This is a genomic window from Mesorhizobium sp. M7A.F.Ca.US.002.01.1.1 (genome assembly GCF_004022955.1).
Lineage (GTDB): Bacteria > Pseudomonadota > Alphaproteobacteria > Rhizobiales > Rhizobiaceae > Mesorhizobium > Mesorhizobium ciceri.
This window is the reverse complement of sequence record NZ_RZQE01000075.1, coordinates 1-18,105: the sequence shown is the minus strand read 5'-3', so window position 1 is coordinate 18,105 and position 18,105 is coordinate 1. Positions and strand designations below refer to the sequence as shown.

General features: G+C 63.1%; 18 protein-coding genes and 1 pseudogene. 17 read left to right on the top strand and 2 right to left on the bottom strand.

All coding sequences use genetic code 11. The features are described 5' to 3' along the window. Positions 1-275, bottom strand: a pseudogene (locus EN932_RS10765) (GntR family transcriptional regulator); the annotation flags it as partial. A 203-nt stretch (positions 276-478) separates the two neighbouring features. On the opposite strand from EN932_RS10765, the gene EN932_RS10760 reads away from it, so the two are divergent. From EN932_RS10760 to EN932_RS10720, 9 genes are all read left to right on the top strand, one after another. Beyond that, on the top strand, positions 479-2,107 hold the full coding sequence (locus EN932_RS10760; protein ID WP_127384700.1) for a choline dehydrogenase: 1,629 nt from the start codon (positions 479-481) through the stop codon (positions 2,105-2,107). 289 nt (positions 2,108-2,396) lie between these two features. Next, positions 2,397-3,548 carry a cupin domain-containing protein gene (locus tag EN932_RS10755; RefSeq protein WP_013529858.1) on the top strand — a complete coding sequence of 384 codons (1,152 nt, stop codon included), beginning with the start codon at positions 2,397-2,399 and terminating at the stop codon, positions 3,546-3,548. A 55-nt stretch (positions 3,549-3,603) separates the two neighbouring features. Then, complete coding sequence (locus tag EN932_RS10750; protein WP_013529859.1) at positions 3,604-4,761, top strand: hypothetical protein; 1,158 nt, start codon at positions 3,604-3,606, stop codon at positions 4,759-4,761. Positions 4,762-4,770: 9 nt separating this feature from the next. Then, a complete protein-coding gene (locus tag EN932_RS10745; RefSeq protein WP_024505125.1) occupies positions 4,771-5,178 on the top strand; it encodes a RidA family protein in 408 nt (135 codons plus the stop codon). Between the two features lie 26 nt (positions 5,179-5,204). Continuing rightward, entirely contained in the window at positions 5,205-5,825 is a 621-nt protein-coding gene (locus EN932_RS10740; RefSeq protein WP_013529861.1) for a glutathione S-transferase family protein, read from the top strand. Beyond that, positions 5,825-6,754: a 5-formyl-3-hydroxy-2-methylpyridine 4-carboxylate 5-dehydrogenase gene (fhmpcd1, locus tag EN932_RS10735; RefSeq protein WP_024505124.1), complete on the top strand. Its 930-nt coding sequence runs from the start codon at positions 5,825-5,827 to the stop codon at positions 6,752-6,754. The genes EN932_RS10740 and fhmpcd1 overlap by 1 nt, the downstream gene beginning before the upstream one ends. A gap of 130 nt (positions 6,755-6,884) precedes the next feature. Continuing rightward, entirely contained in the window at positions 6,885-7,715 is an 831-nt protein-coding gene (locus EN932_RS10730; protein ID WP_013529863.1) for an ABC transporter ATP-binding protein, read from the top strand. After that, a complete protein-coding gene (locus EN932_RS10725) occupies positions 7,712-8,527 on the top strand; it encodes an ABC transporter permease (RefSeq protein ID WP_027163703.1) in 816 nt (271 codons plus the stop codon). Before EN932_RS10730 ends, EN932_RS10725 begins: the two co-directional genes overlap by 4 nt. A 38-nt stretch (positions 8,528-8,565) precedes the next feature. Then, a complete protein-coding gene (locus EN932_RS10720; protein ID WP_024505123.1) occupies positions 8,566-9,576 on the top strand; it encodes an ABC transporter substrate-binding protein in 1,011 nt (336 codons plus the stop codon). Between the two features lie 38 nt (positions 9,577-9,614). On the opposite strand, the gene EN932_RS10715 is transcribed toward EN932_RS10720, so the two are convergent. Next, complete coding sequence (locus EN932_RS10715; protein WP_245483268.1) at positions 9,615-10,142, bottom strand: hypothetical protein; 528 nt, start codon at positions 10,140-10,142, stop codon at positions 9,615-9,617. Here EN932_RS10715 and EN932_RS10710 point away from each other — a divergent pair. The 8 genes from EN932_RS10710 to EN932_RS10675 form a co-directional block, all read left to right on the top strand. After that, complete coding sequence (locus EN932_RS10710; RefSeq protein WP_013529867.1) at positions 10,141-11,169, top strand: BMP family protein; 1,029 nt, start codon at positions 10,141-10,143, stop codon at positions 11,167-11,169. The genes EN932_RS10715 and EN932_RS10710 overlap by 2 nt on opposite strands. A gap of 76 nt (positions 11,170-11,245) precedes the next feature. Next, positions 11,246-12,814, top strand: coding sequence for an ABC transporter ATP-binding protein (locus EN932_RS10705; protein ID WP_027163702.1), 1,569 nt, complete (start codon positions 11,246-11,248; stop codon positions 12,812-12,814). Further along, entirely contained in the window at positions 12,811-13,908 is a 1,098-nt protein-coding gene (locus EN932_RS10700; RefSeq protein ID WP_127369477.1) for an ABC transporter permease, read from the top strand. Before EN932_RS10705 ends, EN932_RS10700 begins: the two co-directional genes overlap by 4 nt. 3 nt (positions 13,909-13,911) lie before the next feature. After that, entirely contained in the window at positions 13,912-14,847 is a 936-nt protein-coding gene (locus tag EN932_RS10695) for an ABC transporter permease (protein WP_024505120.1), read from the top strand. Between the two features lie 47 nt (positions 14,848-14,894). After that, positions 14,895-15,701 (top strand): 4-pyridoxolactonase, encoded by an 807-nt coding sequence (locus EN932_RS10690; RefSeq protein WP_127384702.1) that lies wholly within the window; start codon positions 14,895-14,897, stop codon positions 15,699-15,701. Positions 15,702-15,726: 25 nt separating this feature from the next. Beyond that, positions 15,727-16,905: an alanine--glyoxylate aminotransferase family protein gene (locus EN932_RS10685; RefSeq protein ID WP_127368229.1), complete on the top strand. Its 1,179-nt coding sequence runs from the start codon at positions 15,727-15,729 to the stop codon at positions 16,903-16,905. Positions 16,906-16,938: 33 nt separating this feature from the next. After that, positions 16,939-17,685, top strand: a complete 747-nt coding sequence (locus EN932_RS10680; RefSeq protein WP_127368230.1) for an SDR family NAD(P)-dependent oxidoreductase — start codon at positions 16,939-16,941, stop codon at positions 17,683-17,685. Between the two features lie 45 nt (positions 17,686-17,730). Further along, a partial coding sequence (locus EN932_RS10675) for a sulfite exporter TauE/SafE family protein (RefSeq protein ID WP_245483267.1) occupies positions 17,731-18,105 on the top strand: 375 nt, incomplete at its 3' end.

Sequence of the window (18,105 nt, the reverse complement as noted above, 5' to 3'; positions counted from 1 at the left end):
CGCAATTCCAGGACCTCGATCGGATTGGTTACCCTGACCAGTTCCTCGCCATATCTCGGAAGGGCGGTCGGCGCCCGCCTGGCGCGCGCCGGTTTGAGGTCGCCTGAAAGGCGCAGCACTTCAAGCGCCTTGCGAAGCTGATGGCGCTTGACGCTCAGATGTTCCGCAAGATCGCGCTCGGACGGAAGCTTGCCGCCGCCCTGCTGCAACTGGCGGACCGCGGCGATGATGTCGTCGAGATCAGATGGTCCGACCTGCGGCTCGAATGCGCTCAAAACCAAATCTCCTGTCCGATCGGCAGATCGCCGACTCAACGTCCCGACATCATATTGTGACACGAAAACCTGTTCGACGGCACTCAACCAATTCAACCAATCTACAACTGTACGCAATGGTTGACAACACCAGTTGCGCGATGGTTGACTGCCCATGTCGACGGTTGCCATCGCGGCAGACGTCTTTCTCCCGAGGATCACGCATGCCGGCTGGCGAAACCTTTGACTACGTCATTGTCGGTGCGGGATCGGCCGGCTGCGTGCTGGCGAACCGGCTGAGCGAAGACCCCGCCGTGTCGGTGCTTCTGCTGGAGGCGGGGGATTGGGACCGCGATCCGATGATCCACATCCCGCTCGGCTGGGGCAAGATACTGACGGAGCGCCGCCACGACTGGATGTATTTCTGCGAGCCCGAGGCCAATGTCGGCGGCCGCAAGGTCGAATGCGCGCGCGGCAAGGTCATCGGCGGCTCTTCCTCCACCAACGCCATGGCTTATGTGCGCGGCAATCGCGGCGACTACGATCGCTGGGCGGCAAGCGGCCTGACGGACTGGTCGTTCGACAAGGTGCTGCCCTACTTCAAGAAGCAGGAGCGCTGGGAAGCGGGCGAAAGCCGGTACCGTGGCGGCAGCGGGCCGCTGAACACCCAGTTCTGCCGCTACAAGGACGAACTGATCGATGCCTTCGCCACAGCCAGCCGTGATGCCGGATACCCGCAGACCGATGACTATAATGGCGCCATACAGGAAGGTTTCGGCCGGCTGCAGATGACAATCGCCAACGGCCGCCGTTGCTCGACCGCAACCGCCTATCTGCGGCCCGCCATGCGGCGCGGCAATGTCAAGGTGCTGACCGGCGCGATGGCGACGAAGATCCTGCTCAGGGATGGCCGCGCAGCCGGCATTGCCTACACCAGAGGCGGGGCGAGCCATGAAGTTCTGGCGCGGCGCGAAGTTCTGCTTGCCGGCGGCGTCATCAACACGCCGCAGCTGATGATGCTGTCAGGCATAGGCGACAGCGGCGAGCTGGCGGCGCATGGCATCGAGACGAAGGTCGATCGTGCGCAAGTCGGCAAGAATCTGCAGGACCACGTTTCGGTTATCGTGATGTATCGGCGCAAACAGCCTGGACCGTTTCTCAAGATGATGCGGGCCGATCGTATCGGGCTGGATTTCGTCAGGACTTATCTCACCGGAAAGGGCTTTTCGGGAGATGTGCCTGGCGGCGTCGTGGCATTCCTGAAAAGCGACGCAAGCCGGCCGTTGCCGGACGTACAGCTGCTTTTCACCGCCGCGCCGCTTGGGGCATGGCCTTACATGTCGCCGTTCAAGGCGCCGTTCGCCGACGGCTTTGCGACCCGTATCGTTGCGGTGCAGCCGGAGAGCCGCGGCAGCGTCAAGCTGGCGTCGAGCGATCCGGTTGCCGCGCCCCTGATCCATCAGAATTTCCTGTCCTCGCAGCGCGACTGGCAGTCGCTTCGCGCTGGCTTTCGTGTTGCACGCAACCTTGCCAGCCAGCCGTCCATGACCCCGTTTGTCGGCGCGGAGTTCTTCCCCGGCCCGAAATGCGAGAGCGACGACGAGATCGACGAGCATATCCGCAAGACCTCGATCACCGTGCATCATCCGGCCGGCACGTGCCGCATGGGCGTCGATGCGGCATCGGTGGTCGATCCGGAATTGCGGGTGCGCGGCATTGCCGGGCTTCGTGTCGTGGACGCCTCGGTCATGCCCGACCTCGTTTGCGGCAACATCAATGCGGCGGTCATCATGATCGCCGAAAAGGCCGCGGATCTGATCCGCAGCCGCGCTCAACAGAGCGTGGCTGCCTGATAAGGCGGCCGGATGCAACCAAAGTCTTTTGGTTGAGACTGAAAAACTGCGTTGGTTGGACTGTCATGCGCGTCAGCATGGCCGTGACGAAGCGGTTTCACGCCCTGATTGTGAGCTGAATTTCGTGCATTTCTAGGCTATTCCTGCCTATTTCTGGGCATTTGCCTTTCAAAAATGCACCTCAACCAAAAACTTATAAAATTCGCAATTTGGGTATTGTCGAGCAAAACCAATGCGAATACGGTTGAGTTGGTTAGAAGTATTTTCTTCGTGACGAGAGGTGTCCGATATGTCCCTGGCGCAACCAGCTAACGATGTGCTCACCAACAAGAAGGCGGCACTCAAGGGCCTCTATGACGCCCTCTACGCAAAGAACATGTTTCCGTTCTGGGCGACGTCGGAAGGCGTCGACCATGACGAGATCAAGCAACTGATGGCGACGTCGAGGGCCGTTCCCTTCGTGTGGTCCTATTCGGACATCGAGCCCCTGCTGCAGCGCGCGGCCGAACTTGTGACCATGGACGACAGCGAGCGCCGTTCGCTGATCCTCGTCAATCCCGGTCTTGCGCCCAAGCGTGCATCGGTCAGCACCATGTACACCGCCTACCGCCTGAACGATCCCGACGAGATCATGCCGCCGCACAAGCACTCGCCGAGCGCCATCCGCTTCGGCCTGACGGGCAAGGGCAATTTCACCGGCGTCGAGGGCGAAGACGTGGTCTTCGGCCCGGGCGACATGGTGCTGACGCCCAACGACGCCTGGCACAATCATGGCACCGTTGGCGGCGAGCAGGCGGTCAACCTGTCGGTGCTCGACCTGCCGCTGGTCGAAACGCTGCATGCCGTCCATTTCGACCACAAATACACCGAGATGGTCGACGGCAAGGAAGTCGAGAAGAAGGTGCAGACCGCTCGCTATCCCAGCGACTACTCACAGCGCATCTATGGCGAAGGTGGCCTGATGCCGCGTTTCGTCGACCACAAGCGCGGCGGCGGCCTGTCGTCGCCGATGTATGTCTATCGCTGGGAGAAGATGGAAGCGGTTCTCGACGCCCACAAGGATTGGGATGGCGACCCCCATGAAGGCATCGTCATCGACTATGTCGATCCGACGACCGGCGGACCCGTCTTCCACACCATCAATTTCTACGTGCAGATGCTGCGCCCCGGCGAGAAGACCTTGCCGCAGCGCGAGACCGCCAGCCTGCTCTTGGCGCCGTTCCGCGGCAACGGCCATTCGATCATCGACGGCAAGCGCTATGACTGGAACCAGTTCGACACCATCGCCATACCCGGCGGTTCCTGGGTCGAGCATGTCAACGGCTCGTCGAGCGAGCCGGTGATCTTCTTCGGCGCCACCGATGCGCCGACGCAAAAGGCGCTGCTCCTCTACAAGCGCTGGGGCCGCAACCAGGCCGGCGATCTGCTCCGTCTCGTCTAGTTCCGGTCCTCCGGCAGGCAATGTCCGCGCCGCCATTGGCGGCGTGGACATCGAAATGGAATTTCAGCAGCAAGGGCGTATGCATTTGGTTTCGGCGTTCAACACAAAGCAGATCGGCCATGTCGACTGCCCAGGCGGCGGTCAGGTCTGGGTCGACGGCAACATCCTCTATATCGGCCACATGCGGCCGCCGAGCGGCACGACTCTGGTCGACATTTCCGACCCGCGCAATCCGCGCAAAATTACGACGATCGATGTCCCGCCCGGTTGGCACTCGCACAAGGTGCGCGCCAAGGACGGACTGATGATCATCAACCACGAGCGCTTTGGCGACGCCGGCCCGGCTGATTTCGGCGGCGGACTGGCGCTCTATGACACCACCAAGCCGGCACAGCCGAAGCTCATCTCGAAATGGATAACCGGCGGCAAGGGCGTCCACCGCTACGACTTCGACGGCCGTTACGCCTACATATCGCCGACCGCCGACGGTTATGTCGGCAACATCGTGATGATCCTCGACCTGATCGATCCCGCGAAGCCGGTCGAGGTCGGACGCTGGTGGATACCGGGCCAGTGGACCGGGGGCGGCGAAGAGTATCCTTGGCACGACTATGTCACGCCGCGCTGTCACCATCCGCTGCGAATGGGCGACAGGCTCTATGTCAGCTACTGGCATCATGGCCTGTTCATCCTCGACATTTCGGACATCACCAAGCCGAAGCTGGTCTCGCACGTCAATTCGAGCCCGAGCTTTCCGCATCCCACGCACACCTGCCTGCCGATTCCACAGCCGCTCAAAGGCCGCAACATCATGGTGGTGGCGGACGAGGATGTCGCCAAGCTTCGGCCATCGCCGCCGGCCTTCACCTGGATTTACGACATCACTGACGAGACCAACCCGTTGCCGATCTCGACCTTCCAGGTGCCAGGCCTCGATACGGACGGTTCACCGCAGCCGCAGATGACCGGCTGCCATCAGCCTTCCGAGCGGTTCAATGGCACCGTCATTCCGTTTGCGTGGTTCGCGCAGGGGCTGCGCCTCGTCGACATCGCCGATCCGTTCGCGCCAAAGGAAGTCGGTCATTTCATGCCCGACGCGCCGGAGGGCGCGGAGCGTTCCTCGTCCAACGACGTGACCATCGACGACCGCGGCATCGTCTACCTGATCGACCGAATCCGCGGCGTCGACATCATCGAAACCAGCGTTCTCTAGGGGGATATGTTGAGCGACAGCACGCGAAAATCCGCCAGCCACTACGCCATCGGCAACAAGAACCCGAACCTGCCGTTTCATCCGGCGGTGCGTGCCGGCGATTTCATCTTCGTCTCGGGCCAGGTGCCGAAAGACGAGAACAACAACATGATCAGCGGCACGATCGAAGAAGAGACGCTGGCGACGCTGAAGACCATCGCGCGCGTCATCGCGCATGAAGGCGCGACGCTGTCGGATGTCGTGCGGATCACCACCTATCTCGAGGATACGCGCGATTTCGGCCGCTACAACAAGGCCTTCCTCGAAGGGATCGGCGACGCCGTTCTGGCGCGCACGACCGTCGAGGCAAAAGCGGTCATCAACACCAAGATCGAAATGGACGCCATCGTCTACAAGCCGCTGCCGGCGAGCAAGTAGGCCCTGGACACTAGCGAGGAGAAGACATGTACAAGCTGTTAGGCCGCCAGACATCAGGCAACGTCCAGAAGGTGCTCTTCATGCTCGAAGAGTTGGGAGCGTCCTACAAGCGCGAGGATTATGGCCGCCAGTTCGAGAACACGCAGACGGCGGAATACAAGGCGCTCAACCCGACCTCCAAGGTGCCGACGCTGGTTGACGGCGACACCGTGATCTGGGAGTCCAACACCATCCTGCGCTATCTCGCGGCATTCGGCGGCGAACAGTTGAATGGCGCTACGCCGGCGGAAAAGACCGAGGTCGAGCGCTGGATGGACTTCCTGCTGGCTGCGGTCAATCCGGGCTACCTGGCGGCCTTCAAAGGCGCCAAGCTCACGCCCGAGGAACAGACCGCCGAATACAAGGAGCAAGTGAAGGACCTTGTCGCGCAGCTCAAGATCGTCGACGGCCACCTGGCCGGCAAGGACTTCCTGGCGCTCGGCAAGCTGACCCTTGCCGACATTGCCTGCGCGCCGATCCTGAAGCGCTGCGTCGATTTCAAGATCGACCGGCCGTCAATGCCCAATCTGGAGCGCTGGGTGGCCGCGATCGCCGCTCGGCCGGCCTTCAAGGCGGCAACCACTGCTGCTCCCGCAAAGGCCGCATGATGATCAAGCGCGCCGCTCTCATCGGACTGGGAACGATGGGTCCAGGCATCGCCGCGCGGCTTTCGCGCGGCGGGCTCGATGTGACGGCGTATGACGTTTCGCCAGGGGCAATCGAGCGCGCCCGCGGCATGCTCGATCTTGCCGGCGGCGTGCTCGACCGTCTCGACATCGAGGCGCCCGGGACTGGTGCCGGCAAAGTGCGTTTCGTCGAGACGATTGCCGAGGCCGTCGATGGCGCCGAACTGGTGATCGAGAACGTGCCCGAGAATATCGACATCAAGGCGCAGACCTATCGTGACATCGATCCGCTGATCGGCCCGTCCGTCATCGTCGCTTCCGACACGTCGGGCATTCCGATCACCAAGCTGCAGGCTCATATCTCGCATCCCGAGCGGATGGTCGGCATGCACTGGTCGAACCCGCCGCACATCATCCCGATGATCGAGGTGATCGGCGGCGAGAAGACCGCGCCTGAAACCGTGGCTGTTATCCGCGATCTCATCCGCTCGATCGGCCTGCTGCCGGTGGTGGTGAAGAAGGACGTTCCAGGCTTCGTCGAGAACCGCGTGCTCTATGCGCTGCTGCGCGAGGCGGTCGATCTTGTCGAGCGCGGCGTCATCGAGCCGGAAGACCTCGACACCTGCGTGTCGTGGGGCATAGGCTACAAGATCGCCGTCATCGGCCCGATGGCGCTGCTCGATATGGCGGGGCTGGATATCTACAAATCCGTCTCGTCCTTCCTGAATGCCGATCTCTCCAACCGCGACGATGTGGCGCCGATGGTTCTGGAGAAGACGGCTGCGTCGAAATTCGGCATCAAGTCGGGCGAGGGCATGTTTGCCTACACGCCCGAGCAGACAAAGGCGCTGCAAGGTGAACGGGCGCGCAAGCTCGTCGCGGTGCGGCGCATCCTGGAAGGCCGGGAGTAGCCAATGTCACATGGTGCGCAGAGGGCCAGCCGGTTTGAGGAGCTCCACCGGTCGGCTGTTTGTGTGAAGGGCGCCTTCGCCATCAAGATGGTGCGGGTGCGGCAGAAAACAGCGCGCGGGGCGACAAGCCATGCGCATTGAAACCATCCGAGCCGCCGGCGACAGGCCGGCCCATATCCGCCATGACGATCTAATCTCCGCCAAGGGCGTTTCGGTGGTCATGGCCCGTCAGCTGATCCTCAGGAACATCGATCTTTCGGTGCCAAAGGGATCATTCGTTTCCCTTATCGGTCCTTCCGGATGTGGCAAGAGCACCTTGCTCAAGGTGCTGGCCGGGCTGGTGCAGCCTACCCAGGGCAGCGTTTCGATCGCCGGGCTCGCGCCGGTCGAGGCGGCGCGCAAGCGGATGATCGGCCTCGTCTTCCAGGACGCCAACCTGCTCCCCTGGAAAAACGCCGTCGACAATGCCTCGATGCTGCTCGGCATCGCCGACAAGTCGCTCTCGCGCTCGGATCTGCGGGCGCGCGGGCAGGAGATGCTGGAACTGGTGGGGCTGGGCGACAGCGCCCACAAGCGGCCAAACGAGCTGTCGGGCGGCATGCGGCAGCGGGTCGCCATTGCACGGGCCCTGGCGCTCGATCCGGCGGTCCTGCTGATGGACGAACCGTTCGGCGCGCTCGATGCCATCACCCGCGATTCGATGGGCCAGTCGCTGCTGGAGATCTGGCAGCGGACCGGCAAGACGATCGTGCTCGTCACCCATTCCATCGACGAGGCCATCCATCTGTCGCGCCATGTTCACGTGCTGGGGATCAAGCCGGGACGGATCACCGAGAGCCTCGACATTGCGCTGCCTTACCCGCGCGACCTGTCGGTCACCGAAGATCCGGAGTTCGTCAGGCTGGTGGTCCAGTTGCGAACGATGCTGCGCTCCAGCCATCAACCGGGAGGCGCATCTTGAGCGACCAACCCATATTCGACCTTTCCGAGCCGCGCCTCGCCTCCAGCTGGAGTGCGGCGACCGGCAGCTGGCTGCCGGCTGTCATCCTCCTGCTGGTGACGATCGTGCTGTGGGAAGCCGCGGTGCGGATCTTTGCCATATCCGCCTTCATCATTCCCGCCCCGTCCGAGATCGCGAAGTCGCTGGTGGCGCAATGGGGCACGCTGATGCAGGCGACGCTGGTGACGGCGGGCGAGATCCTGTTCGGCTTCCTGGTCTCGGTCGTGGTCGGCATTGCCATTGCGCTGGTCATCGTGCGCTTCGATTGGTTGGGACGCGCGCTGTATCCACTGGTGGTGCTGTTCCAGAACGTGCCGAAAGTCGCGCTCGCGCCGATCTTCATCCTCTGGTTCGGCTATGGGCTGGCGCCCAAAATCGGCCTGATCCTGGTCATCGCCTTCTTCCCGGTGACGCTGTCGATGCTGGCGGGCATGCAATCGGTCGACCGCTCGCTGCTGTCGCTGATGAATTCCGTCGGGGCCAGCCCGACGCAGATTCTGTTCAGGATCCGCGTTCCGCACTCGCTGCCGAACCTGATGGCCGGAACCAAGATCGCCGCCACGTTGAGCGTGATCGGCGCCATCGTCGGTGAGTTCGCCGGGGCGTCGGACGGTCTCGGCTACGTCATCCAGTTCGCGTCGACCCAGCTCGACACGGCGCTGGTCTTCGCAGCGCTGCTGCTCGTTTCCGTGCTTGGCATCGCCTTCTACTACGCCGCCGAAATCCTAGAACGCATCGTGGTGCCGTGGGCGCCGAAATTCAGCCAATCCTAGGCCCGCTCGATCAACCAATTCATAAAAGGGAACAAAAAATGCTGAGACGCTCACTTATCAAGGCCGCTACCTTCGCGGCGTTTGTTGCAGCACTCGGTTTTTCCAACGCGGCTCTGGCGGCGGACAAGGTCAACGTCCAGCTCGACTGGGTCGTGCGCGGCAATCACGCCATGTTCTTCGTCGGCAAGGAAAAAGGCTTCTTCGCCAAGAACGACATCGATGTGGCCGAGATCCGCAAGGGATCCGGCTCGCCGGACGCGATGCGGCTGGTGGGCAATGAGAACGCGGATTTCGGGTTCGGCGATCTTCCCACGCTTGCCGTCGCACGGTCGCAGAATGTCCCGGTCGTGGCGCTGGCAGCCGTCAATCAGCACTCGCCGCTGGGGATCATTTCGCTGGCCAAGACGCTGAAGCTCACCAAGCCGTCCGACCTCAAGGGACTGACCATCGGCATTCATCCGGCCGGTTCCACCTACATCTTCTTCAAAGGCTTCCTGGCCGCCAATGGCCTGACCGAAAAGGACATGACGCTGAACAGCGTCTCGCCTCCCTATGAAAGCTATTTGCTGCTTGGCCGGGTTCAGACGGTCGTCGGCTATATCGATGCGGAGGTTCCCGAACTGGAAGCGAAGGCCGGGGGCCCGGGCTCGCTCAGCATCATGATGGGGGCGGACTATGGGTGGAAAGCCTATGGCTCCGGCCTGTTCACCTCGCAGGCGATGATCAAGGACAAGCCGGACGTCGTGCGCCGCTTCGTCAAGGCATATAGGGAGGCCTTCGACTATGTCGTGGCTCATCCGGAAGAGGCCGCCGAGATCACGGCCAAGGCAGCGCCCGGCTATGCGGACAAGAAGGACGTACTGCTGGCGCAGATCAACGCCGACATCGCCTCGACGTTCACCAGCCCCGACACCAAGGAACACGGTCTCGGCTGGATGACGAAGACGCAGTGGGAGGAGACTCTGAAGACGCTGACGGACCAGGGCGTGCTCAAGGCGGCTCTGTCGGCGGACGACGTCTTCACCGACGCGTTCCTGGCGAAAGAATAAGAGGCTCGCGATGTTCGAACGGACGCGGGAATGAGCGCCTACCGGCAGGCCAGGCTGTCCTGCGCCATGGCGCAGGACACATCACGCTCGCCTTTCGCCGCATCGGTGCGGTCGAGCGTGATCTGCACGCGGGTGGCATATGCTCGGCTCGCCAGACCGCACCACAGCCGCTCGACGGGCAGGTTCTCGCGCTTGTCGTTGAGGATCGTGAACGTGCCGGTCTTCGCATCGAACCAGAGCTCGACGCGGGTCTTCTTGCCCGGCTCGATCGTTGCGATCCCGGCCGAATACCAGTGGGCGAAGTCGGCGTTGCAGGAGAGGCCTTCGCTGCCCGCATTCGAAATCGTCAACGGAACCATGTCGAGCCCGTCAGTGCCGGTGCGGACGGCGACATGGTGCAACTCAACCGCGTTGGCGAAGGACGATAACGCCAGCATCACCGGAAGGGCATAACGGATCTTCACTTTGCCTGAGCTCCACAATGTAATTTTTCCTAGGCAGTCTATCTCGCTTTCGCGCAATAACAATAAGAATATTGATTGGTGAAACAACAGAGAGGGTAACATGTTAAAGCTTCTTAAGAGCAGTGTAAGTGCAGTTATATTGACCAGTGTCTTGTTGAGCGGCGCGCTTGCCGGCGAGGTCAAGTCGATCGCCATCCTCACGCCCGAAGAAGGCACGGACTACGGCTGGAACCAGCAAGGCATCGATGCCGCCAAGGCGGCTGGCAAGGCCGCCGGCGTCGAAGTGGTCGTGGCCCAGGGCCTCGGCTATGGCGATGTTCGTCCGACCTTGCGGGAACTTGCCTCCGACGGCGCCAGCCTGCTGATCGCGCATGCCAGCGGCTACAACACCTCGGCGCCTGAAATCGCCAAGGAATTGAAAGTTCCGGTGGCAATCGTCGACACGCCAGCCGGCCTGGAGAAGGGCCTTGTCGCCGACTATACGCTGAGCGGCCACGAGGGCGCCTATCTCGCCGGCCGTCTCGCCGCCAAGGTGTCGCGTTCCAAGTCGGTCGGCATCGTGGTGTCGGGCGAACCGCCATCGTGGAATTCGCAGTCGGCGGCGTTCGCGCAAGGCGTGAAGGCGGAGAACCCGGACGTCAAGATCACCTACGCGGTGATCGGCCCGGCCGCCTACAGCGATGCGGCCGGCGGCAAGCGCGTCACCGAAAGCGTGATCGCGTCGGGCGCCGACATCATCTTCGGCCAAGGCAACGGTTCGAGCTTCGGCATGCTGCAAGCGGTCGAGACAACCAAGGCAGCCGATGGCGGCAAGGTCTATTTCATCGACGTCATCGGCGACAAGTCACCGATCGACAAGGGCTTCCTGCTGTCGTCGGTGGTGTGGAACATCGAGCCGGTCTATGCGGCGATGATTGCCGACCTGAAGGCCGACACGTTCGGCACCAAACACTATACGATCGGCCTCAAGGACGACTCGGTCAAGTTGCTGAAGACCGCTGCGATCCCGGACAATGTCTGGACGGAAATCCAGGCGCTGCGCGAGGACGTCATTTCCGGCAAGATCAAGGTCGAGCCGGTCTATGACGCGGCCGCCGTAAGGGCACTGATGACCAGCGTCGCCCAGTAAGGCGATCATGGTCGGCTGCCGGAGGGGTGATCCGTTCACCCCTCCGGACGATTCCTGTTTTTTGGTGCTGGGCTTCATGAGCGGTTTTTCTTCATCGTCCGTTGCCGGGCGCGACATCGTCGCGCTTGAAGGCGTGACCAAACGGTTCCCCGGCATCGTTGCCAATGACAGCGTCGACCTGTCGATCCGCCCGGGCGAAGTGCATGTGCTGCTGGGCGAGAACGGCGCTGGAAAATCGACATTGATCGGCATGTTGTCCGGCCTGCAGCAGCCTGACGAAGGACGCATACTGGTCGACGGCAAACCGACGCCGATCACCTCGCCACGCCATGCGCTGGCACTCGGCATAGGCACCGTATTCCAGCACATGATGCTGGTGCCGACGCTAACGGTGGCGGAGAACCTCCTGCTTGGCGGGCCGTGGTGGCAGCGCCCCAGGACCGAGGAACTGGCGGCGCGCGTCGCCGAGATCACCGGCACGCTCGGCATCACCGTCAAGCTTCAAGCCAAGGTATCAGAGTTGTCGCTCGGCGAGCAGCAGCAGGTCGAGATCCTGCGCGCGATGCTGCGCAACAGCCGGCTGCTCATCCTTGACGAGTCCACCTCCATGCTGACGCCGAAAGGTATCGACGAACTGGGCGCGCTGATGCGCCGCCTTGTCGAGCAGGGCCTTGCGATCGTCTTCATCACCCACAAGCTCAAGGAGGCGGCTGCCTTCGGCGACCGCATCTCGGTGCTGAAGCTTGGCCGCAAGGTCGGCGAGATTCCACCCGAGCGGTTTCGCACGCTGGGCGAACAGGAGATCGTCTCGGAGATCGTGGAATTGATGTTCGGCAAGCAGAAGGATGACCCGGAAGCCGTCGAGCGTCCTGTCCGCACTGCCCGCGCCGGCGCTGACCCGCTGCTTCAGGTGACGGACCTGGCGGTAGCGGCGACGGACAATGCGCCGGGCCTGTCGTCGATCTCCTTCGACATCCGCCCGGGCGAGATCCTCGGCATAGCCGGCATCGACGGCAACGGCCAGAAGCAGCTGGCGGAAGCGCTGGCCGGCCAGCGTACAGCCACAAGCGGCTCGGTGCGGCTGGACGGCGCCGCCATCGAGACGCTGAGCGTCGGCGAGCGCCGCCGGCGCGGCCTTCGCTACCTGACCGACGACCGACTGGGCGAGGGCACTGTCGGCACCTTCCCGGTCTCGATCAATTTCTTCCTCAAGCAGGTCGGCGCGGCCCCGTTCTGGCGCAACGGCGTCGAGCAGCGCGCGGAGATCGACAAGCGCGCCGCGCAGCTCGTGCGCGAATACGACGTGCGCACGCCGAGCCTGAAGACGCCCGTCGCGCGGCTGTCCGGCGGCAACATCCAGAAGGTGCTTCTGGCAAGGGAACTGGCTGAAGGCGCCAAGGTGGTGATCTTCAACAAGCCGACCTATGGGCTCGATCTCGCCAACACATTGGCGTCGCGCCAGCGCATTCGCGATACGGCGGCGCGTGGCCTTGCCGTGCTGCTGATCTCCACCGACCTCGAGGAATTGCTTGGCATGTGCGACCGCATCGCCGTCATCGCCGACGGCGCTTTGGTCGGCACCGTCGAGAACGTAGACGACGCCCGCACAAAGGTCGGTCGCCTGATGATCGGACTTGCCGCATGAGCATCGACACCGCACCCACGGTCAGCGCCACCGCACTCGATGCCACGAGCGGGGCAGCGACGCGCCGCGACATCCTGCATCGGCTGCTGATGACGCTCGGCCCGATCCTTATCGCGCTGGTCATAGCCGGCTGTATCCTGCTTGCCGTCGGCGTCGACCCGCTGGCCTATTATGGCTTCGTGCTGGAGAAGGGACTGTTCTCGCCGCTCGGCATCCAGCAGACACTGACGCGCATGGCGCCGCTGCTGTTTCTCGCCGCCGGCCTGATCGTCGCCTTTCGCGCCGGCATGTGGAATCTGGGCGGCGACGGCCAGTTCCTGCTTGGCGCGGTGACGGCGGCTGCCAGCGCTCCCGTGTTCGTGCAGATCATGCCAGCCTGGCTGGCGCTGGTCTGCTCGCTCCTCATCGCCATGGTGGTGGCGATGATCTGGTCGCTGGTGCCGGCGCTGCTGCGTGCCTATCAGGGCGTCAACGAGATCATCACCACCCTGATGATGACGTTCCTCGGCACCTCGCTCGCCAATGTGCTGGTCAAGCTGGCGTTTCGCGACCCAAGCACGACCGTGCCGCAGACGCGCACGCTGCCGGTGGAGGACCGGCTGCCGCGCCTGTTCGAAACGACCATCACCAGTGGCCTGCTGCTTGGGCTGGCGGCGATCGTCATCGTGCATCTGGTGATGACGCGCACGGCGTTCGGGCTGAAGCTGAGGATCGTCGGCGCCAATCCACGAGCGGCGGTTCACTCGGGGCTCGGCGTTCCCGGCCTGACCGTCGCCGTCTTCGCCATTTCGGCCGGGCTGGCCGGGCTTGCCGGCGCCGTCGACATCATCGGCGTCCAGGGCAATGTCCGCGCCGACTGGAATCCCGCCTACGGGCTTGCCGTAATACCCGCCGTGTTTCTCGCCCGAATGAACGGCTTTGCAGCCATCGGCTTCGTGTTCCTGCTTTCGGTGCTTTCGATCGGCGGCGAGAGCGCGGCGCGCCGGCTCGGCGTGCCCAATCATTTCACGCTGGTGCTGGTTTCCATCGTGCTGATTGTGCTCGCGCTCGCCGAATATTTCGATCACCGATACAACCAGTCGCGGAGGGCCTAGGGCATGACCGGGCTCTTCAGCGAGGTCTTTCTCAGCGCGCTGCTGTTCGGCGCCGTCACCGCAGCGATCCCGCTGCTGCTTGCCGGGCTCGGCGAGCAGATCTCCGAGAAGGCTGGCGTGCTCAATATCGGCATCGAAGGCATGATGCTGGCCGGCGCCTATCTCGGCTTTGTCGGCGCTTTCTATTCCGGGTCGCTGTGGCTGGGCTTTCTCACCGGCGCCGCCGGGGGTGCTGCGGTGGCGCTTGTCATGGCGCTGCTTTGCGTGCGCATCGGGCTCAACCAGATCGTCATCGGCATCGCGCTGACCTTGGGGCTGGAAGGCCTGACGGCGCTGCTCCACCATTTCCAGTTCTCGCGCAGCTATCCGCGCCTGCCGGCGGCGGATGCGACTGTCATTCCGCTGCTTTCGGACCTTCCGGTCATCGGGCCTGCATTCTTCAAGCATCATCTGATCGTCTATCTGGCGGTCGCGCTGGTTTTCGGCATGGGCTACATCTACCGGCGCACGCAGCTGGGCCTCAATTTGCAGGCGGCAGGCGACAAGCCGGCCGCGCTCGATGTCGCCGGCATCGATGTCGTGCGGACCCGCACCATCGCCGTGCTGACGACCGGAGCGCTGGCCGGGCTCGGCGGCGCGTATCTCGCCAATGTCGGGGCCGGCCTGTTCATTCCGTTCATCACCAATGGCGCGGGCTTTCTCGGCATCGTGCTGGCCATGCTGGCGCGCGGTCGCCCGATCTGGGTGCTGTTCGGCGCGTTGCTGTTCGGTGTCTGCCTGTCGCTGACGACGGCCATGCAAGTGGCCGGCATCAACATACCGACCGACATCATCCAGATGCTGCCGTTCCTGGCGGTGATGATCATGCTGGTGCTGTTCGGCCGGCGCGCCAGCCTGCCGGCGGCGCTCGGCATTCCATATGAGCGCGGCGCGCGCTGAGGACAATTCATGCGCGGACGGGACCCGCGCCAATAAAGGAGGCAAGAATGTCGGATACCAAGGTCTACCTGCTCGACGGCGGCTCGCTCGTTCTCGACGGCTATCATGTGTTCTGGAACCGCGGCCCTGGCGGCGAAGTGCGCTTCCCCGTCTATTCGATCCTGATCGAACATGCCGAGGGCCGGTTCCTCATCGACACCGGCTACGACTACGATCACGTGATGAAGGTGCTGCCGTTCGAAAAGCCGATCCAGGAAAAGCACCAGACCATCCCAGGCGCCCTGGCGCTGCTCGGCCTCGAACCGAAGGACATCGACGTTGTCGTCAATTCGCATTTCCACTTCGATCATTGCGGCGGCAACAAGTATTTTCCGCACGCCAAGAAGATCTGCCACCGGACCGAGGTGCCGCAGGCCTGCAATCCCGAACCTTTCGAGCATCTCGGCTATTCCGATCTGAGTTTTTCGGCGGAGGCTGCCGAAGCGCGTGGCGCGACCGGGCAATTGCTTGCGGGAACGACACGGGCGAATTCGACCTTTGAAAGCATCGATGGCGACGTCGAGCTTGCCAGGGGCGTCCGGCTGATCTCGACGCCCGGCCATTCGATCGGCCATTACAGCCTGCTGGTCGAGTTCCCCAAGCGCAAGCCGATCATGTTCACGATCGATGCGGCCTATACGCAGAAGAGCCTCGAGACGCTGTGCCAGGCGGCCTTCCACATCGATCCGGTGGCGGGCGTCAATTCGATGCGCAAGGTGAAGAAACTCGCCGAAGACCATGGCGCCGAGCTGATGTACTCGCACGACATGGACAACTTCAAGACCTACAAGACCGGCACGCAATTCTACGGCTGACCGCCGCCAATCCGGAGACAAGACGATGCGCTATCTCGAACACGCCGATCCGATCATCACCCTGACCGCGGGACCGGTGAACGCCTATGCCGAAGTGCTGCGCGGTCTCGGCCGCACGGTGCTCTACGACTACGACCCGGCGTTCCAGCTTTTCTATGAGGGTGTGGTCGACAAGGCGCAAAAGGCGATGCGGCTGTCGAACAAGCCGGTCATCCTGCATGGCGAGCCGGTGCTTGGCCTGGAGGCCGCCGCGGCCTCGCTGATCACGCCGGACGATGTCGTGCTCAACCTTGCCTCCGGCGTTTACGGCAAGGGGTTCGGCTATTGGGCGAAGCGCTATTCGCCACATCTGCTCGAGATCGAGGTGCCCTACAACGAGGCGATCGATCCGCAGGCGGTCGAGGCAATGCTGAAGAAGCATCCGGAAATCACCATCGTGTCGGTCTGCCACCATGACACGCCATCCGGCACCATCAATCCGATCGACGCCATCGGTGCGCTGGTTTCAGCGCATGGCGGCTATCTCATCGTCGATGCCGTCTCGTCCTTTGGCGGCATGAGGACGCATCCGCAGGATTGCAAGGCCGATATCTATGTCACCGGCCCGAACAAATGCCTGGGGGCGCCTCCCGGCCTGACGATGATGGGCGTCAGCGAGCGGGCCTGGGCCAAGATGAAGGGCAACGAGGCAGCCCCCCGCGCGTCGATGCTGAGCATCGTCGACTGGGAGCATGCGTGGTCGCGGGAAAAGCCGTTTCCGTTCACGCCGTCGGTCTCGGAGATCAACGGGCTCGATGTCGCGCTCGACCTCTATCTCAATGAGGGGCCGGAGGCGGTATGGGCGCGCCACGCGCTCACCGCCAAGGCCATGCGCGCCGGCGTCACCGCGATGGGCCTGTCGATCTGGGCCGCCAGCGACAGCATCGCGTCGCCGACCACGACCGCTGTCCGCACCCCCGAAGGCGTCGACGAGAAGGCGCTTCGCCAGGCTGCCCGTGCCCGTTACGGGGTGGTGTTTTCGTCTGGCCGCGGCGAGACATTGGGCAAGCTGACGCGCATCGGCCATATGGGTCCGACCGCCCAGCCGATCTATGCGATCGCGGCGCTGACGGCACTTGGCGGCGCCATGAACGCGGCCGGCCAGAAACTGGCGATCGGCAGGGGTATCGACGCGGCGCTGGCCGTGATCGACGCCGACGCCTGAACAGATATCACCACGGATTGAGGGAGCATTTTCATGACTGAACGGCTTGCGGGGAAGACGGCCCTGGTTACGGGCGCTGCGCAGGGTATCGGCAAGGCGATCGCCGCGCGGCTCGCCGCCGACGGGGCAACCGTCATCGTCAGCGACATCAATTCCGAAGGCGCCAAGGCGGCGGCCACGGCAATAGGCGGAAGGGCGAGGGCGATTGCCGCCGACATTTCCGATCCGGCCTCCGTCAAGGCACTCTTCGCCGAAATCCAGACCCTGACCGGGGGCATCGACATCCTGGTCAACAATGCCAGCATCGTGCCGTTCGTCGCCTGGGACGATGTCGACCTCGACCATTGGCGCAAGATCATCGACGTCAATTTGACAGGCACCTTCATCGTCAGCCGCGCCGGCACGGACCAGATGCGTGCGGCAGGCAAAGCTGGGCGGGTGATCAGCATCGCATCCAACACCTTCTTTGCCGGCACGCCGAACATGGCGGCCTATGTCGCGGCCAAGGGCGGCGTCATAGGCTTCACCAGGGCGCTCGCCACCGAACTCGGCAAATACAACATCACCGCCAATGCGGTGACGCCCGGCCTGGTCGAGAGCGACGGCGTCAAGGCGAGCCCGCACAATGAGGCGTTCGGCTTCGTCGAGATGCTTCAGGCGATGAAAGGCAAGGGGCAGCCGGAACATATCGCCGATGTGGTCTCGTTCCTGGCTTCCGACGATGCGCGCTGGATCACCGGCCAGACGCTCAATGTCGACGCCGGGATGGTGCGCCACTAGCCAAAGCGCATCCCAAAACCTGTTGCGCATTTCCGGGCGACCTGCATGGGGTCGCAGCAGCGGACGAGCGCGGCCAATCAAGGAAAAATCACAGTGGACTTCGGATTCGACACGTCGGCTTTCGACGGGCTGACGATTGCAATGCTGGTCGCCGGTCTGGCCATGACCGGAATGGCCTCCGGCGTGCTCGCCGGTCTGCTGGGGGTCGGCGGCGGCATCGTCATCGTCCCGGTGCTGTTCTGGGTGCTTAGCCTGTTCCACTTTTCGCCTGCTGTGATCAGCCATCTGGCTGTCGCGACGTCGCTTGCGGTCATCATCCCCACCTCGATCTCGTCAATGCGGTCGCACAACAGGCGCGGCAATGTCGATCGGCCTCTGCTCACTCTGTGGGGACCGGCCGTTTTCGTGAGTGCCCTGATC

Coding starts and splice junctions, on each gene's coding strand:
- EN932_RS10760 (WP_127384700.1), top strand. CDS start 479: ATGCCGGCTGGCGAAACCTTTGACTACGTCATTGTCGGTGCGGGATCG.
- EN932_RS10755 (WP_013529858.1), top strand. CDS start 2,397: ATGTCCCTGGCGCAACCAGCTAACGATGTGCTCACCAACAAGAAGGCG.
- EN932_RS10750 (WP_013529859.1), top strand. CDS start 3,604: ATGGAATTTCAGCAGCAAGGGCGTATGCATTTGGTTTCGGCGTTCAAC.
- EN932_RS10740 (WP_013529861.1), top strand. CDS start 5,205: ATGTACAAGCTGTTAGGCCGCCAGACATCAGGCAACGTCCAGAAGGTG.
- fhmpcd1 (WP_024505124.1), top strand. CDS start 5,825: ATGATCAAGCGCGCCGCTCTCATCGGACTGGGAACGATGGGTCCAGGC.
- EN932_RS10730 (WP_013529863.1), top strand. CDS start 6,885: ATGCGCATTGAAACCATCCGAGCCGCCGGCGACAGGCCGGCCCATATC.
- EN932_RS10720 (WP_024505123.1), top strand. CDS start 8,566: ATGCTGAGACGCTCACTTATCAAGGCCGCTACCTTCGCGGCGTTTGTT.
- EN932_RS10710 (WP_013529867.1), top strand. CDS start 10,141: ATGTTAAAGCTTCTTAAGAGCAGTGTAAGTGCAGTTATATTGACCAGT.
- EN932_RS10715 (WP_245483268.1), bottom strand. CDS start 10,142: ATGTTACCCTCTCTGTTGTTTCACCAATCAATATTCTTATTGTTATTG.
- EN932_RS10705 (WP_027163702.1), top strand. CDS start 11,246: ATGAGCGGTTTTTCTTCATCGTCCGTTGCCGGGCGCGACATCGTCGCG.
- EN932_RS10700 (WP_127369477.1), top strand. CDS start 12,811: ATGAGCATCGACACCGCACCCACGGTCAGCGCCACCGCACTCGATGCC.
- EN932_RS10695 (WP_024505120.1), top strand. CDS start 13,912: ATGACCGGGCTCTTCAGCGAGGTCTTTCTCAGCGCGCTGCTGTTCGGC.
- EN932_RS10690 (WP_127384702.1), top strand. CDS start 14,895: ATGTCGGATACCAAGGTCTACCTGCTCGACGGCGGCTCGCTCGTTCTC.
- EN932_RS10685 (WP_127368229.1), top strand. CDS start 15,727: ATGCGCTATCTCGAACACGCCGATCCGATCATCACCCTGACCGCGGGA.
- EN932_RS10680 (WP_127368230.1), top strand. CDS start 16,939: ATGACTGAACGGCTTGCGGGGAAGACGGCCCTGGTTACGGGCGCTGCG.